The 16,367-nt window shown below is 55.0% G+C and carries 15 protein-coding genes and 2 pseudogenes; 9 read left to right on the top strand and 8 right to left on the bottom strand.

Annotated features, from left to right (window positions below; genetic code table 11):
* Positions 1-2,304, top strand: coding sequence for an ATP-binding protein (locus tag BLT66_RS25950; protein WP_218922666.1), 2,304 nt, complete (start codon positions 1-3; stop codon positions 2,302-2,304).
* 79 nt (positions 2,305-2,383) lie between these two features.
* Here the strand turns inward: BLT66_RS25950 and BLT66_RS25945 are convergent.
* Positions 2,384-2,980: pseudogene (locus tag BLT66_RS25945) on the bottom strand (ATP-binding protein); the annotation flags it as partial.
* Positions 2,981-3,148: 168 nt separating this feature from the next.
* On the opposite strand from BLT66_RS25945, the gene BLT66_RS25940 reads away from it, so the two are divergent.
* From BLT66_RS25940 to BLT66_RS27350, 5 genes and pseudogenes are all read left to right on the top strand, one after another.
* Positions 3,149-4,246: a tyrosine-type recombinase/integrase gene (locus tag BLT66_RS25940; protein WP_176955176.1), complete on the top strand. Its 1,098-nt coding sequence runs from the start codon at positions 3,149-3,151 to the stop codon at positions 4,244-4,246.
* Positions 4,243-5,904, top strand: a complete 1,662-nt coding sequence (locus BLT66_RS26680; RefSeq protein WP_143029310.1) for a hypothetical protein — start codon at positions 4,243-4,245, stop codon at positions 5,902-5,904. Before BLT66_RS25940 ends, BLT66_RS26680 begins: the two co-directional genes overlap by 4 nt.
* A gap of 2 nt (positions 5,905-5,906) precedes the next feature.
* Positions 5,907-7,700 (top strand): site-specific integrase, encoded by a 1,794-nt coding sequence (locus tag BLT66_RS26675; RefSeq protein ID WP_143029309.1) that lies wholly within the window; start codon positions 5,907-5,909, stop codon positions 7,698-7,700.
* A gap of 13 nt (positions 7,701-7,713) precedes the next feature.
* Entirely contained in the window at positions 7,714-8,079 is a 366-nt protein-coding gene (locus BLT66_RS26670; RefSeq protein WP_143029308.1) for a hypothetical protein, read from the top strand.
* 327 nt (positions 8,080-8,406) lie between these two features.
* A pseudogene (locus BLT66_RS27350) lies at positions 8,407-8,643 on the top strand (IS5/IS1182 family transposase); the annotation flags it as partial.
* Here BLT66_RS27350 and BLT66_RS25935 read toward each other — a convergent pair.
* Together BLT66_RS25935 and BLT66_RS25930 are read right to left on the bottom strand one after the other, a co-directional pair.
* Complete coding sequence (locus BLT66_RS25935) at positions 8,644-8,964, bottom strand: helix-turn-helix domain-containing protein (protein WP_092762799.1); 321 nt, start codon at positions 8,962-8,964, stop codon at positions 8,644-8,646. It lies immediately after the preceding pseudogene.
* A gap of 98 nt (positions 8,965-9,062) precedes the next feature.
* Positions 9,063-9,392: a helix-turn-helix domain-containing protein gene (locus BLT66_RS25930; RefSeq protein ID WP_092762797.1), complete on the bottom strand. Its 330-nt coding sequence runs from the start codon at positions 9,390-9,392 to the stop codon at positions 9,063-9,065.
* 187 nt (positions 9,393-9,579) lie between these two features.
* On the opposite strand from BLT66_RS25930, the gene BLT66_RS25925 reads away from it, so the two are divergent.
* The 3 genes from BLT66_RS25925 to BLT66_RS25915 are packed head-to-tail and all read left to right on the top strand — an operon-like array spanning position 9,580 to position 11,086.
* Positions 9,580-10,080: a hypothetical protein gene (locus tag BLT66_RS25925; RefSeq protein ID WP_092762795.1), complete on the top strand. Its 501-nt coding sequence runs from the start codon at positions 9,580-9,582 to the stop codon at positions 10,078-10,080.
* Positions 10,077-10,589, top strand: coding sequence for an HAD domain-containing protein (locus BLT66_RS25920; protein WP_092762793.1), 513 nt, complete (start codon positions 10,077-10,079; stop codon positions 10,587-10,589). The genes BLT66_RS25925 and BLT66_RS25920 overlap by 4 nt, the downstream gene beginning before the upstream one ends.
* Entirely contained in the window at positions 10,583-11,086 is a 504-nt protein-coding gene (locus tag BLT66_RS25915) for a 3'-5' exoribonuclease (RefSeq protein WP_092762791.1), read from the top strand. The genes BLT66_RS25920 and BLT66_RS25915 overlap by 7 nt, the downstream gene beginning before the upstream one ends.
* A gap of 13 nt (positions 11,087-11,099) precedes the next feature.
* Here BLT66_RS25915 and BLT66_RS27490 read toward each other — a convergent pair whose 3' ends face one another.
* From BLT66_RS27490 to BLT66_RS25895, 5 genes are all read right to left on the bottom strand, one after another.
* Positions 11,100-11,312 carry a hypothetical protein gene (locus BLT66_RS27490; RefSeq protein ID WP_176955175.1) on the bottom strand — a complete coding sequence of 71 codons (213 nt, stop codon included), beginning with the start codon at positions 11,310-11,312 and terminating at the stop codon, positions 11,100-11,102.
* Between the two features lie 510 nt (positions 11,313-11,822).
* The gene (locus tag BLT66_RS26665) at positions 11,823-12,806 is read right to left on the bottom strand and encodes a hypothetical protein (protein WP_143029307.1); all 984 of its coding nucleotides are present in this window, start codon (positions 12,804-12,806) and stop codon (positions 11,823-11,825) included.
* Between the two features lie 373 nt (positions 12,807-13,179).
* Complete coding sequence (locus BLT66_RS25905) at positions 13,180-14,040, bottom strand: DNA/RNA non-specific endonuclease (protein ID WP_092762787.1); 861 nt, start codon at positions 14,038-14,040, stop codon at positions 13,180-13,182.
* Between the two features lie 207 nt (positions 14,041-14,247).
* Entirely contained in the window at positions 14,248-15,087 is an 840-nt protein-coding gene (locus BLT66_RS25900) for a carboxypeptidase-like regulatory domain-containing protein (protein ID WP_092762785.1), read from the bottom strand.
* The gene (locus BLT66_RS25895; protein ID WP_092762783.1) at positions 15,084-16,193 is read right to left on the bottom strand and encodes a hypothetical protein; all 1,110 of its coding nucleotides are present in this window, start codon (positions 16,191-16,193) and stop codon (positions 15,084-15,086) included. The genes BLT66_RS25900 and BLT66_RS25895 overlap by 4 nt, the downstream gene beginning before the upstream one ends.
* Positions 16,194-16,367 lie beyond the last annotated feature (174 nt).

Below are 16,367 nucleotides of genomic sequence, written 5' to 3'. Positions count from 1 at the left end.
ATGGTGAATTTGCGGGTCTGGCGCTTGCGCAGCTATATGACGGCCTTGCTGCTGATCACCATGCTGGTGACCTTCGGCATCGTTGGCAGCGCGATTTTGCTGATCAGCATTCCGTATATCGAGCAGAACAACAAGGAAGAGGTGGCGCGCGAGACCGAGGAGCTGCAGGAGCGGGTCGAGGTGCTGCTGCGTTCGCTGGAAGCGCGCATGGAGCTGCTCAGCGAAGCCCTGGAGCACATGGACCCGGCGCTGGCCAGCGGCATGCTGGAGCGCGCCGCCTGGGATGGCGAGTCGATCCGGGCCATCTACCTGGCCTCCAACGAGGGCACGGTGCTGGCTGCCGGCGTGGTACCGGCGCTGCGGGTGCGGCGTACCGACCTGCTGGGCAGCGACCTGTCGACCACCCCCTTGTTCCGCCGGGTGGTGGATTCGCGCCAGATGGTCTGGGGCGATAAATACCTGTCCTCGCTGTCGGGTGCGGTCACGGTGGGCCTGGCCTATCCGGTGGGCCGCCAGCACATCCTGCTGGCCGAGGTGCCGATGCGCTATCTGCTGGACACCTTCCAGATCGCCGCCGGCAAGCGCACCTCGTCCATCTGGCTGGTCGACCGCAGCGGCGAGATCGTGGCCGACACCAATGGCGGGCGGCAGGTGGGCACGGCCAATGTGCTGAACTGGCCGCTGATGCAGGCGGTGAAAAATTACCAGTTGCTGCCGGAGGTGTTTGCCTTCGACGGGCACCGCTTCCACCCGGCGGTATCGCATTCCAACGACCTGGACTGGTATTTCATAGGCGGCATGCCGGCCGGCCTGGAGAACGAGAGCATTCGTGCCACCGTGCTGTTTGTGCTGGCCGGCTTCACCGGCTCCTTGCTGGTCGGCCTGCTGATGGCGCCGTTCTGGGCCTCCTGGCTGACCCGGCCCTTGCGCGGCATTGTGGCGCGGGCCGCGCAGATCACCCAGGGCGCGCCCGCCGGGCCCTGGCCGCGGGGCGCGGTGGCCGAGTTCAACAACCTGTCGGCCGACCTGGAAGCCATGGCCTCCGCCTTGCAGGAGCGTGAGCAGAAGTCGCTGGCGGTGTTCAACGCCTCGCCGGTGCCGATGTCGGTCACCGACATGGAGCGCTTTGCGCTGCTGGATGTCAACGACGCCTGGTGCAAGACCTTTATCCGCCGCCGCGAGGATGTGCTGGGTCGCACCTCGGTCGAGCTGAACTTCTGGCGCTCGGATGCCGAACGCGATGCCATGCGCGCCCAGCTGCTGGCCACCGGTTCGGCCGAGGCCTGGATGCTGCGCGGCGACGGCCAGGAGGTGCTGCTGCAATTCAGTCGCCAGCAGGCCCAGATCGGCAACACCCGGCTGCTGGTCTGGGCGGCGGTGGAGGTGACCCAGACCCGGCGCATCGAGCAGCAGCTGCGTGAGCTCAACGCCGAGCTGGAAGAGCGCGTCGACCGCCGCACCCAGGCCCTGGCGCAGGCCAACGAGGAGCTGTCCGGAGCGCTCAGCAACCTGCAGCAAACCCAGGGCGAGCTGGTCCAGTCCGAGAAAATGGCGGCTCTGGGCAGCCTGGTGGCCGGCGTGGCGCACGAGCTCAACACCCCCTTGGGCAACGGCCTGATGGCGGTCAGCGCGCTGAGCGACGATGTGCGCCAGTTCCGCCTGTCCATGCAAGACGGTGTGCGCCGCTCCGCACTCGACGCCTTGCTGGTGAGCGCCGAGCAGGCCACCAGCATCGCGGTGCGCAACCTGCACCGCGCGGCCGACCTGGTCACCAGCTTCAAGCAGGTGGCGGTGGACCAGACCAGCGCCCAGCGGCGCCGCTTTGAGCTGGCCGAGGTGGTGGATGAAATGGTCGCCAGCCTGCGCCCGTCTTTCGCCCGCTCGGCCTACAAGATCGAGGTCGATGTGCCGTCCGGCTTGCCGCTGGACAGCTACCCCGGCGCGCTGGGCCAGGTCATCGCCAACCTGGTGAACAACGCCGTGCTGCACGGCTTCGACGACCGCAGCTGGGGCACGATACGCATCAGCGGCGAACGCGCCGACGACGGCTGCATCGTGCTGCGCGTGGCCGACGATGGGCACGGCGTGCCAGCGGCCCTGCTGGAGCGGATATTCGACCCCTTCGTCACCACCAAGATGGGCCGTGGCGGTACCGGCCTGGGCCTGCACATCGTCTACAACGCGGTCACCAATGTGCTGGGCGGCAGCCTCACGGTGGCCAGCGTGGTGGGCGAGGGCACGGTGTTCGAGCTGCGCCTGCCCGACTCTGCGCCGCGTGCCAGCACCGCCGCGCCTGCGGCGTAATCCCGCGCCAGATTTAGAAGAAATGTGGCCCTGGCGCAGCTTGTATCTGCGCTACCAGCTACTAAATATGTAGCATGGCCTAGGCCGTGGCCCGCAGCGCGCGCCGGTACTGCATGGCCTCGGCCACATGCGCGACCTGGGTGCTGGCCGCGCCGTCCAGGTCGGCAATCGTGCGCGCCACCTTCAGGGCACGGTGGATGCCGCGCGCCGACCAGCCGAGCCGGGCGGCCGTCAGGTTCAGGAACTTGGCGGCAGCGGCGTCCAGCGCCACATGCTGGTCGATGTCCTGCCCTTGCAGCGCCTGGTTGGTCATGCCCTGGCGATCCATGGCGCGCTGGCGGGCCGCACTGCTGCGGCTGCGAATGGCCTGGGTGGATTCACCGGCCGGGGCGTGCAGCAAGTCGGCGGCGGGCAGGGCCGGCACCTCGATGTGCAGGTCGATCCGGTCGATCAGCGGGCCGCTGAGCTTGCTCTGGTAGCGCAGCACCTGGTCGGGGCTGCAGCGGCAGGCCTGCTGGCGCGAGCCCAGGTAGCCGCAAGGGCAGGGGTTCATGGCGGCAATCATCTGGAAGCGCGCCGGAAACTGGGCCCGGCGGGCGGCCCGGGAGATGGTGATGTGGCCGGTTTCCAGCGGTTCGCGCAGGGCTTCCAGGGCGGCCCTGGGAAATTCGGGTATTAGGTGGCATATTTTGTATGTATGTTTACTGTTAGGTAGCTTAAAAATACATTCACTAAGTCCACTTCAATCTTCATAGTGCTTATGTGTGACCTAAAGCATAGATACGTATTAGTTGCACCTCGCCAGAGCTTTCTCTCTGAAGGTGAAGTGTGGGAATGCGCAGGGGTGAGCAACACTGCGAAGCAAAAGCTACATCTGTTCGATACCCATTTGGTTGCAGTCGTTATTTCTCCGGACGGAACGCCGCATGAGTCGGCAAACGGTTACCTGACAGAAATTGCAACACGCAGCCGTAGTGCTACCGGTGACACCGTTCGTAGCTATGCCGAAGCATTGGTAACCTGGTTGGACTTTCTGGCGCGGCAAAGACTGGCTCTCAACGAAGTGACTGAGGAGCAGCTAGCGCACTTTAGAAATTACCTGCAAACAGACACGGCAGGACAGCTAGCTAAGTCCAATAACACTACTCGTCACCGACTTGCCGTAGCGTGTGGATTTTGTAAGTGGGCTCAGCTGCGTGGCCGCTTTGAGTCGCCCTTGGGCCAGTATCTCCTTCTGATTGCTAGGGATGGTTCGGGCCACGGAAACTGGAGGGGCCGAGGTGATCTGCGCAAAGGGGGCATGTCAATTGCTCCGCGCAAGGAAGGGCGGTTACCACGTGTTCTTAATCAAGAAGAAATAGCCCACCTGTTCATGTTATCACCCCCACTTTACGCACTGATTTTCCGATGGTGTATCGCGACTGGTATGCGTCGCTTCGAAGTGTGCAGCTTAAAGGTTAGTGATCTACCTTCTCCAGATGCAATCGATCGGGTACAGGGAGGATTGTTGAGCATTAACGTCCTGCGTAAAGGATCACGTGAGCAAACAGTACAGGTACCGGCAGCGCTTCTCCATGAAACGGCGTGGTATGTACGGACTGAACGTGAGTTGCCGAGTAATGATTTATATGCAGATTTTATTTTCTTAAACAGTCGCGGTCGCCCAGTCAATAGAGCTTCAGTATCAAAGGTCTTTCGGAAATGCGCGAACAGGATTAACAGCGACGCCACGCTCCATCATCTTCGCCACACTTTTTCAGTACATGTTTTATCGCTGCTGGATTCCTTGGAAAGTGATCGGCCAATTAATTCGCTGAAGGTGTTGCAAGTGCTGTTAGGTCATGCAAATGTCCAGTCCACAGAAATTTACTTGCAGGCCATGGAAGTAACAAGTGACGCGGTTATAAAAGCCTTAGACTTTTTGTACGGAGCAACACTATGAAAACTGCTTTGCAGCATGAGATAAAGGGCAAGACGCTCATTATTTGGAGTGTTGGATTTCGTGCATCGAAGATCACTTGCGACTTTATGGCAGCTGGATTTCATCCGCAGGTTTCATACGGCTTGATTCGAGGCGTGGTGGCTCAACAGATGGGAAACAGTATTGCTAGCGTCAGGATTTTATGGCGTAGTTTGAAATTTCTAGCTGTAGCCCTACAGATTCAAGAGCCAGTACCCAGCGCCTGTATCAACGCAAAAGCATTACTCCTTTTGAAAGATTACCTTGAAAAATATGGCATTGGTCACCGTACGTGTCAAGCTTATGTAAATCTCGTTGCTTCCATACTTAAATGGTGCCAACGTAACATAACTGGCAACACATTTCAGAATATTGAATTTCAACTAAGCGACTTTAGAGTCATAAAAGAGGCGCTTACAGGCGCGCCGCCTAATGAAGAAGTTATTAAAAATATTCTCTCGATTTGCTACAAAAAAATAGAGGAAGCAGAAAAACGTATAGCGGATGGTATTCAAATACTAAACGATACCTCTGCAGATGCACCTCCATTAAGCAGCATCTTGCGGAGACTTCTCACTATCGGTGACGGGAGGGTGCCAACTCAGAAGATGCCCGGAGTGCCGGCCATTCTTTCGAAAGAAAATGTTCCAGGAATTAGAAAGCTTCGGGCGATGCTGGATCCGATGCAAGAAGACGTATTTTATTTCTATTTGGCTATACTTGTTCAAACCAGCGGAAATCCTCAAAGCATCTTGGAAATGAAGATTGATGCAGTTACTCAACATCCGGTTAGATCGGATATTGAGCGCATTGTGTGGTTCAAACCGCGTTCTGGACGTGACCAGTACGCCGATTTTCCAGCATCTAAAGAGTGGAGTGCTCCGAATTTAGTTCGACGTTTATTGCGCTTGAATTTAAACTGCCGATCTTGTGCTTCGGAGCATTTACGAAATCACTTGTTTTTGAGCGCCAATCAAAGTCCGACTGTTTCCGTTGTCTCTTGGCAGGGTCTTCATGACCTATTCGATGCATTTTTGAAAGAGCATGGACTACCAGAATTCAATTTGAAAGACTTGAGAGCAGCAGGAGCTGTTCTTCACCACCATGCTGCGAAAAATCAAATTGCCGCACAACGCCGACTAAATCACGTGGAAATTGGCATAACTGACACTTACTCACCCAGAGAAGGACAGAAACGTCACCACGATGCAACTGTAATGAGATTTCAGGGTGAGCTGGTCAGAATGGGCGAGGAATTTTCCGCATCAAAGCTGGCAAAGCAGCAGTCTGATCAGAAGAATACGGTTTTTGGATTTTCGTGTCGCGACCCATTAAGCGGCGTTGCTGCCAATTCAACTGTCGGGAGCCAGTGTTTGGAGTTCCTTAAGTGTGCGGGTTGTCGCAACGCGCTTATACCTATTGATGACGTTTCTGTTATAGGCCGTTTGCTAGCTACGCTCGATGCTCTAAATGAGGCTAGAACAAGGGCAATCAGTGGTGGTTGGAGTAAGAGGTACGACAGCCTCTATGGACCGGTGCGGGCCATTATCATGAATGACATAATTCCTCGAGTTACTGATGGTGTCAGACTGAAGGCATTAGCGTATGCAAAGCATGAAGTTATTCCATTCTTGGACTGATAATGCAAGTTCAATTAATAAAGAGTAGTGCCTATCAATGGCATTTGGAAACTGGTCAGCTTTATGAAGGCCAGCTGTTGGTTATTAATTGGCTTGTATTTTTGCCTGAGAAAATGGGTACCAAGCATCAGCGTGAGTACCTGCTCAAAAGTGCAAAAGGTTTACTTTCGGCAATGGTTGACCATTCCGTAGGTAGGGCTAGATTTAATTTATCGTCGGGTACTGTACAAAACTGGTGGAGGCAGCTGGGAGCCCTTACGCGTTGGATGGTTCATAACGATATTTGGACGTATGCTGAATTGACGTTAGAGGACTGTAGAACATTTATTAAATGCCGTCGTCCAAAAAAGAGAACATCGGATGTAGTTACCATTAATACGGTGACGCAATATGCATTGCATTTTCGCCGTATGTGGGAGCTTCGCTCAAAGTATGTATCCCCACTGGCGTTTAATCCGGATGCAGTAAACAACTCGATTTTTGATAATAGTTTCAATAAATTGGTTCCATTCAAATCTATCCCTGAGGAGGCTGTAATACCATTGATCGCCGATGCTTTGGATTGGGTGTCGACATACGGTGAGTACCTGGAGAAAACAGTCGAGAAACTTTGGCTGAATCGGTCAAAGCTAGTTGGTTATACGAAACTCGAAAAGATAAAGATTGTTCGTAAGCTGTTTCAGGATCTCGGGCGCGATGAGGTATTTCTCTCAATTACCGCTAAGCTTGACATGAAGGATGCGAACGAGGCAAATATATTTGCCAGAGCCATGACCGTAACTGAAGGAGCTGTCATTATTGCGATACTTTTCCTTGTGGGAATGCGCGCTCAGGAACTGATTAGGCTTGATGTAGGGTGTGTACGGGTTGATCGAGAAAATGACGAAGAGCTGCCATATTTAGATGGAATTGCAGCAAAGGCAGGTGGCCTCGCTCGAAGCTGGATTGCGGGCAAACCGCTACCAGAGGTGGTTGCTTTTTTGGTCCGCCTATTCGCATTACCGCGACGTGCATCCGGATGTATGGCATTGTTTATTGGACGACCTTCCGGATCGGGCATGCCTATTCCTGGACGGAAGGTGGCGCGTATGACTGCTGCGTGCTTGACTTCAAAAATGGTGGCGTTTGCACATGCTCATTTCCGCAAAGACCGACCGGAGATAGGGTCGATACATCCGCACATGGCGCGGAAGACCTTTGCTAAATTTGTTGTTTTGCGCGACAAAACTGCATTGGAAGCATTATCACTCCACTTCGGTCATGCATATAAATACTTCACTGACGGAGCATACATAGGTGCCGATTTTCAATTGGCGCAGCTTATCGACGAGGAAGATCGAAAGGAGCTTGCGCGCGGGCTAGAGGATATGCTGACTAGTAAGTGGAGCGCTGGTAAAGCTCGAAACAAGATTGCGGATGCCATCGCAATCGCAAATGATGAAAAGTTCAAGGGCCGGTTAACGTTGAAAACGAAAATTGACGCACTAATCGCTCGTGGTGTGCAGTTGGGGCCATGCGATTGGGGGTACTGTATTTATAGTGAGTCACTATCTGCCTGTCACGGTGATGCTTCTGGTCCAAATCCTATCGAACGTGCGCCCGATGTTTGTGCTAATTGTGCTAACTTGCTTATTACTGAGAAACATGCATTTTGGTGGAATCAAAGGTTGGCCCGGGAGGAGAAATTTTTGAAGCGCGAAGACTTACCATTTCAGACGCGTCTTGTGGTTGAGAAGCGCATTTCGATAACACGTAAACTACTGGCTACCGCAATTTCAACTTCAGCACAAATTTAGACGGGATTTTCCGATGTCGCTTGTGAGCTTAAGCATTGCTGAACGACTCGATGCCGCATTGAAATTTTACGACCAGGAAAATCCTGGTGGATGCCCTTCTCTAAGCAAAATATGTAAGCTGGCAGGCGTGAATAGGTCGAATATTTATACCTCGCATCCCGAGTTTTTATCTCGGTTGCGTAATAGAAAAATATTGCCGGATAAAAAAGCTACCCTCGTTGAAAAAGTATTAAAAAATAACAATATTGAGTTATTGGCGTCGTACGAACGACGTAACAAAGCGCTATTGCTTTTGGTTATAGAGTTGCAGGAGGAAGTCTTGCGGTTAGAACAGCGGCTCATTGAGGCGAAGAGACACGCAGAAAATCGGAGAAGGTGAGAAGCATTATGCAGTCGGGTACGTTGAAAACTTCGTCTACTAAAGTCCCGGATCCTCTAGGGAGGGATTAGTCGGCTGCGCAAATGCCTCATCCGGCATGAGCACGGGGTTCTACCCATCTTTGCGTGGTGTCAGACCTTCCGAGAATCGCATCCGAGTGCCGCAAGAGGGTCAATTTCTATCGCCCACGTCTGGCCGAGACGATAGATTTTTTGCCACTCATGGTTGCCTTGGGCGCAGATTGAGGCGGCGCCGGCACCGAGCCGACTAGGTGCGGGAGGGGTGTACGGTTGCGCAAGGTGACCTGTTCGGCCCGTCCGTACAGATGGCCGCTTTCGAGCGGCTATCGACGAGGCCGGAGTAGAGGACCTGCTCATGAGCACCATTAACAGCGCGGTGGTCTCTTATGCGATCAAGTCGGCCCAATTTGAGCACTTGATCGCGGGCACCACGGTGCAAGATTCCATTGGTCATCTGGTGGCAACCGTCACGCATGCGGGCATTGCGCCGAAGCAGACCTTTGTCAAAGACGGCAAGAGGCGGCGGCGCAAGGCTGGCGGCTACCTACTTTGGTTTAGCCGAAGTTCGGCGACTTTTCCTCCGAATGGAATCTTCGACTCGGCTTACTATGGCCCCACTGTCGCTACCGAGTGCCGAAGAAATTTTCAGCACGACAAACAGAGTCGGCTGACTTTCCCCACGTTCGATGCGACCGAAATACGAGCGCTCGACGTTCGCCATGTGCGCCAACGTCTCCTGCGATAGGCCTGCAGCGACACGACCTTCTCGCACAATTGCGCCGAAAGCAAGAGCTACATCGGCATCGAAACTCTTAGCTCCGGGCGGCCGCCCGCGGGCAGGAGGAGAATTAGGACGGGAAGGCATCCGCCCAAGGGTCTCGTTTCTGTCCCTTTAAGGCCACGTTATTTAAAACGCAGAATTGCCTTTCGCCGAGTGCCAAAAGGCGGAAATCGGAACATTTTCTAGCGGTCCGTGTTCCGCCTTTTCCTGTGCGTTACGGGTGCAATCCGATGGCTGCCCGCTCTGAACCTCGCCTCCGGCACGGCGTGCAGTTTCAGTCGTTGGTCTAGCTCCCGGACAAACTCGACGAAGTCTATGTCCATGGCGTTCAGCCATGCCCACAGCTCCACCACGTCCAGCCGACGTGCGCCACGCTCCACCTTGCTGACGGTCGCCTGGCCTCGACCAAGGCGGGTCGCCAGATCCAACTGGCGCAGACGTAGCAATTCACGTCTGCTTCGCAGCAGGCCCAGGAAAACGTCGTTGTGTCGACTGTGTAGAGACTTAAGCATTGGGCACCATGGGCAGACACCGTAGCGCAGATTGGCCCGTATTCCGAAAGCGAATCTATCCACAGGCCTCGGGGTCGTGTATCCCCAATCTCGGAGCACTTATGAGGATGCGCTTGCATAATTTACGCGTTTTATATAACGCAGCCATATTCTTTGCATCGAAGCCCATTTTTGCGAGTCCGATCCCATGTTTGAAACCGTTCCCGAGCTCGCATTTCCATTTCCGAAAGCCCTAGTGACGCCCGGTGCCCAACATTGGCTCGCCTTCCGTTTGACCTATTCCCATCCCTGGTTCGTGGCGACTTTCCTCGTTGGATCCGGCGATGCCGCACGACACACAACCTGGGGCGTATCGTCAGATCGTGATCTTGTAGATCGGCTCGAACACGCTGAGGGCGAAACACTGGTTGGATTACTTTGTATCGTGCCGCCGTGGAGTTCCGCCACGGGCAGGTGGTCAAGCCGCGAGGTCGGTTCGATCTGGCGGGTGCGGGATCCGATCGATGGAACGGAGGGGCTGGTGTTCCAAGATCTCGATGGTGCCGACTTCGTTGCAGGATTACACAGTGCGGAAGTTCTGGACTTTGGCGATCGGCAACTCATCATGAAGATCGCGATGAAGAGCACGCTTCAAGCGATCGCAGCTGGTACACATACCAACGATCGAAGGGGCCAGGCGCACACATGACACTGTTTTTGGATTTCGACGGCGTGTTGCACCCCGATGCGGCATATTTGATTAATGGTCGCCCCAAGCTAAAGGGGGACGGTGAGTTGTTCATGTGGGCGCCGTTGCTGACTGAAGTCCTGGCTGACTTCCCCGAGGTGAAGATCGTTCTCAGCACGAGTTGGACGCGAGAGCTGTCGTACAGCCGCGCCCGTGACTGGTTGCCGCTTGCGCTGCGCGCGCGCGTCGTCGGTGCGACTTGGCCCAGCGCCATGGCCGCACCGCTGGCAGGATTCCGTATGCCGCTCACCTGGTGGGATCAGGCAATGCGCTACCAGCAGATCAAGCGATACGTCGGGCGCGCAGGTTTGACGCGTTGGGTCGCTGTGGACGATCAGCCCGAAGGCTGGACTGTCGAAGACCAGGACAAGCTGGTACACACAGACGGCAATTTAGGACTGTCGGACCCTGCCGCACTGGCGCTGCTGGTCTCGAAGCTGGAAAACCTAAGGATATTCGACGCATGCTGATTTTTTTGGACACCGAATTCACGCGGCTAACGTATCCCGACCTCATCAGCCTCGGGATGGTGACCGAGGACGGCCGCGAGTTCTATTGCGAGCGAAACGATTTCCACGCAAAGGACTGCAGCCCTTTTGTGCAAGAAACGGTATTACCCCTTCTGGGCAGAGTCCCTGGGGCACCCTGCAGCCGCATGGATCTGACCCATCGGGTGCGAGAGTGGCTGACGCAGTTTCCTGAGCCACCGACATTCGTCTTCGATTCGCACCACGACTGGCATTTGTTGGCCGTAGCTATGCTGGGGCGGCCCAAGAAAGACCCACCTGGCGCTTTCGGGAAGCAACTGTCTGTGGACAGTTCGGTTTTCGCACATCCGGCCTTTGAGGCGGCTGCGTATGCGGCCTATACGGCAGAACTTCCGATTCACCATGCCCTGGCCGATGCCCGTGCGTTGAAGGCCGGCTATCGCGCCTGGAGCGACTTAACTGGCGTGACACACGCTTGAACAAATGAGACCGTCAGAAGTAGTGAAAATTTACCGTGGCCACATTCACCGCATTGTGAGGTTGCACCACGCCTCCAATCCTCGCGTGTTTGGTTGTGTTCTTCTCGGCGAAGATGGCGAGGAATCTGATCTGGAAATCTTGATAGATCCGACGGCGAAGACAACATTGTTTAGCATATTTGCGATCCGCCATGAGCTGCGAAAACTCCTGGGTTTGCGCGTCCACGTGCTGACACCACGAACGTTGCCGGCAAGGTTTCCCGCTTCAGTCTTGACGGAAGCAAGGCCCATATGAGTCCAGAGAACAAGATTCCGGTCGATCTGACTACATATACCCCACCACATCCAGCCAACATGAAAAAGACATATGGCTTAGTTCTTAAAGAACAACGGGAACGGGTACGCCCCGTGCAGATGGACCTGACCGGCAAATAGGAATCCAGGGTGGTAATGGCCGCCGCGAAGCGCGTGATGGCAACGCATGCCAAAGTCATCAAAGCACTGGCAAATCGGTAGCCACCGTTTACATGGCATCTTTAGGTCTAAATATGCGCCGACGTCAAAAACCACATCTTTAGAATTTTTGCCATCCGCCATGAGCTTCGACAAACCTTCGCACCGGTCATTCAATCTGGAAGTTCCCCCAGTTGCCTATTGGATAGGAGCTTCAGATTTTGAAAATTGAGGGTCGCAACTAATTAGTAAGCTATTGTGGCGAGAAGTTTTTGGATTTTATTTACTTGAATGCTGCAACCAACTGCGCAACTAGTGCCACAGTAGAGCCAGTTGCACCAAAAAGAGTTGCAAATGGAGGTTTTTCTGATTCAATAAATCTCGCTAATATTAAAGAAAATGGTTTTCGAAAGATCCACCTGAAGAGAAGGGATAGAAAGAAAGTACTAATGATGAACAACCTAAAGATATGACCAGAGTAGAACAAGGTCTGGTCTGCTGCTTCTATGCAACCGCTACCATGAGACCAAGTATTGCCACATTCATGGTAAAAACTTTGTAGCATCAGAAAAGGGTAAAGCGGATTCCAATATTCGGAATTGGAAATATCATCAATTATATGATGAAAAGTGGCTTGGACTGGATATATATAACCTTCAATCCTGCTAATCCATCCGGACTGGATTTGAATCATAATGGTATCTGATATTAGGTAAATAATATTAAAAATCACCTTTGTGGTTAATGTGGAGGTTGCCAACGTAATGAAAAATACGGAAATAAACGAAAAAATATTTCCCAAAAAACTAATGCCTATTATTTTCTTGAGTTTGCTAGAAGCCCATCTCGTAAAAGAAATAGAAAGAGCAAAAGCCGCACAGTAGGAAAGCATGGTTACGCTAATTTTCAACCATCTATAGTGGCCAATTTCTATAAAATCGCCAACAAAATCAGAGAAATAGAATTTTAAGAGAGGAATCAGTGTGGTAATGACAAGCACAGTCAATACTGAAAAAAATCTGCGTTTCGAAAATAATTTAATGCCAAAAAGCCTGTCACTAAGATTTATATATCCTTCGATCTCTCTCTTGGAGAAATTGTGCCAATCTATATTTTCAAACCGATACCAGCTCTCTTCGAGCCACGAATTAATTTTTTTTTGCTTAGATTTTCCAATGAGGAAATCGATGGCCCCACCAACTACGGTGGATGTCATGATCACGCCCATGGCGTGAAAGAACCCCTCTGTTGCTGCCGCGGCATCCATTGAATTCCCTCTTTGTATTGGCGGTATTCTTGCCCAGATGAAGCAGCTTGTGTTTTTAATCTGGGGAATTAATCAAGGGTCAAGGAAGTCTCAATTTTTTGTGAGGGTCGTAGGCTCATGAGCCCGGATCAATGAAAAAGATTGGCAGGGGCAATCAAGTCGGCATTGGCGATAACGAGGAGCATTGATCGACACGAAAGTCTGGCAACCAAGGGTAGTTACGTTTCAGGTGGTGTTCAACAACAACATGGAAGACCAGGGGCCGCGGAACGCACGGACCTTGATGCGGATATTGGGAGCGCTCGCTGGGCATTCGGAAAGCCCACCGCCATCGTTCCTCGATTGAAATCTGCGGATCAGAAAGTGGCCGCCACTAACGGAGAGCGGCCCCCGGCAGCCATTCCATGCCCGTGCGCTGCTCCAGCTCGCCATAAGTGATAGGTGGCCCCGGACGGGCTTCTGCGGAGTTCTGCTGCCAATGTGCCCAGGCTCTCTTTGTGGTGGCGTCGTAGACGAGCTTGAATAAATGCGTGGGCACGCGTACCTGGTTGGCACCTATGACAGGACTTCCCGGGGCGAACACGGGGCCTGTGATGACATACACATCACCTTGGGCGCGCATGACATAGGCACGTGTGTCTTCTTCGATCTTTGCCCAGGCGCCGGCATTCTGTTGTGGGTTCTGCGGAACGACGTTGGCTAGGCTGAACGACTGTTCCATAGCCGTCGTATTGAACATATCGGCTGCCGGCGCCATGTGCCCTCGGGAATAGCCCGAGCCCTTGTAATCGCTGAGTTCGGCGCGCTCGGCCTGGGGCAGGCGTGCATCCGCAAAGAACTTGTCAGTCCGCTTCTGCGTGCGGGCTTGCAGCACGAGCTGGCGGTTCAAGCGCTCTGCAACAAAGGCAGGAGTTCGTGTGCTGCCGTTGTGCAGCACCGCGAAACCCTCGTAGCACAGCTCGCGCTGCTGAGGGATACCGGGAACCATGGGCGCGATCCCGTTGGTGAAGAACTGCGGACAGGCAGCAAACCGAGAGGATGCTGTGGTTTTTCCGAGTTCAGTGCGGGAACCCGAGACGGTGGGCTGCAAGCCGCAGCTGGTGGTCTGTATGGCCACGATTCCGGCGGTGATCAGCGCGATGCCGAAGCGGCGTACGGTGGCGGAAGGGAGATGCTGGCTGTGGCGAGGATTGGCGCCGGCGCTGCGACGTTTACGAGACTTCTTCTTGATCATGCGGCGACGAGTTTACGCGCGTGTGCTGGGTACAACTGGTCATTGCGATGCGCCCATTTGATCGATCCGTGGGTAGTGCGAAGTAGGTTAAAGGGCTTGGGTGATCAAAACGGGGGCGCATGCGGCAAAACGCGGAGAAGGGTGGTCTGTGGCGACGGTCGGCCATGTGACTGCTTCAGGCTGATCTGAGACATCGGGTTGCTCCCGTCAGCCGCCGCCCAAGCTATCGAAGCGTAACTGGTTCGGCGTCGGTGTCTTGGGCTGGTGAGCCAAATGGTTATTCAGCGCGGGGGCAGACTTGTCGATCTTTAGGTTGTCTGTAAAGAAGGTCTTGCCGGATGGCGCCTTGAGGTCCTCGAGGAGCTTCGCCTTGTCCGCCTCCGACCGGACCGACCCGGTGAGCACCACTTGACCTGGATTTTTCCAGTCCGGATCCGCTGTTACATCAGAGAGCGTGGCTGCGAACTTCTCGCGTAACTGCTTTACCCTGGCGTAATTACGGTCTGCGGCCTGCACACCGGCGTACACGTCGAGGTTGACGGCCTGAATGGCTCGAAGCGTCTCCGCTTTGCGTTCAGGCGGGAGAGACAACAACGGTTCCAGCTGTGGTGGCGTTACTGCCACGTTTGCAACGCTGTTCTTCACCGTCGCGTCCGCCAACGCTTTGTAGTAGTTGCTATTGCCCTTCAGGTCCGCAAGCAGAATGTCGATCTGCGGGCTTTTGGATAGGTTGGCGACCAGCTCGCGGGGGTCTGGTCCCCAGCCGGTTTTGGAGAACTTCACCTTTAGATTTAGAGGAGGGGATATGAGCGCATTGATAGCAAGGTTGTACTTGCCGTCCGCGTTGGTTGTCGTGCTCGCCGGCGGCTGCGGTGACCGGGGGTCTATCACACTAACGACGACGCCTTCCAGCGGTGCGCCCGTGCCTGCGTCGACGACCCTGCCCGTGATCCGCAGGTCGGTGAAACTGAATTTACCTGTTGTCTGGGCCAGTGCATGTAGGCAAAGGAAGGCGATGCATGCTGCAACAAATTGGCGAATACTCATGCGTTGCCCTCCTTTGCGATGCAGCGCATTTGCGCCGTGCGGGCCAACTCCTTCATCTCTTCGAGCGGCACTCCCTTGAAACTCCACTCTGCCATCGGTGTTGTTCGGCCGGAGAGCTTGGCCCAAGTCCACTTGACCACGACTACTTCCACCCCATAGGCATTGAAGTCAACGGCCTGCGGACGGGCAAGCGACCAATCCATCACCAGTCCCTCGGGTCTGGTGGTTTTGAATGTCGCCGAGCAGACCACGCCGGCCGTAGCGTCGCGGCCAACCTCCACCTGGGACAGAATGATCGGGAACGCCGGTTGCGAGGCGACGCGTAGCGGAAAGGGCTCCGGCTCGTCCGCCCAGGCGCGGAGCGGCGTCGTGGCCTTGAAGAGCGCGCTGCCACTGAACAGTCCGGCCTTTGCGCTCGCCACCACCTCTAGGTTGTAAATGCCGCGGCTGGGAACCTTGCCCACAATAGTGACGGTATGGCTTTTGCCCGCGCCTAGTCCTGCGAGCGGGCTGTCCGGAACGTTAAGTGGAATGGCCGGCCCGCTGGCCGGCCGCAGCGCGGCCTCCACCGTGATGTGCCGATGGTTCACCGAAGAAAGGAAATTTTCCAGCGTCGCCTTTGCGGTGAACTGCTCGCCCTCGACTTCGTGCTGGCCATCCGCTTTCTCCAGGGTCACGGATAATTCAGGGGGAGTGGCGACTTTCTCGTATGTGCTGACGAGCACCTGAACGGCGCCGGCGATGCCGGACAGGGACAACAAGATCTGCAGCGGTGTGTAACGTTTCCACCACGGCTTCTTCGGCGTGGCTAGGGCGCCAAGACCGCCTGAGAATGCCACCGGGGCGCCCAGCTTGTCAGACAGCGCAGCACGGTTCATCTCGAAATGATCCACACTCGACCAATAGGTTATCAGCGTGTCCCCGAGGCTCGGGTGGCGCACCCGCTGTACTGCCTGGAGACCCGGAAACTCGGTGAACGGCGTGTCGGGCACCACAAGGGCTTGCGTGGACGACATGGCGGCCAGGTAAGGCAAGGGCTTGGCCTGCGCGCCAATCTCATCATGCGCCGTCCGCAGCGCTTCCTGGGTGGGTGGCGACGCGTCCATTGTCAGCGCTCCAAGAATTGCTGCGTAAGCACACCGGAGATTTGATGGCTGGACAACAAAGTGTCCCCTCCCTCATCGCTCGTGGGATGTATGTCACGGAAGTCGCTGGCCGGGCGCAATGGCTGGTGTGCGTCGCCATACAAGTGCAGCAGCCAGCACACAGCTATCGCACAC

The sequence above is a fragment of the Rhodoferax sp. OV413 genome (genome assembly GCF_900104385.1).
Taxonomy (GTDB): Bacteria; Pseudomonadota; Gammaproteobacteria; order Burkholderiales; family Burkholderiaceae_C; genus Rhodoferax_B.
This window is presented reverse-complemented; position numbering and strand designations above follow the sequence as displayed.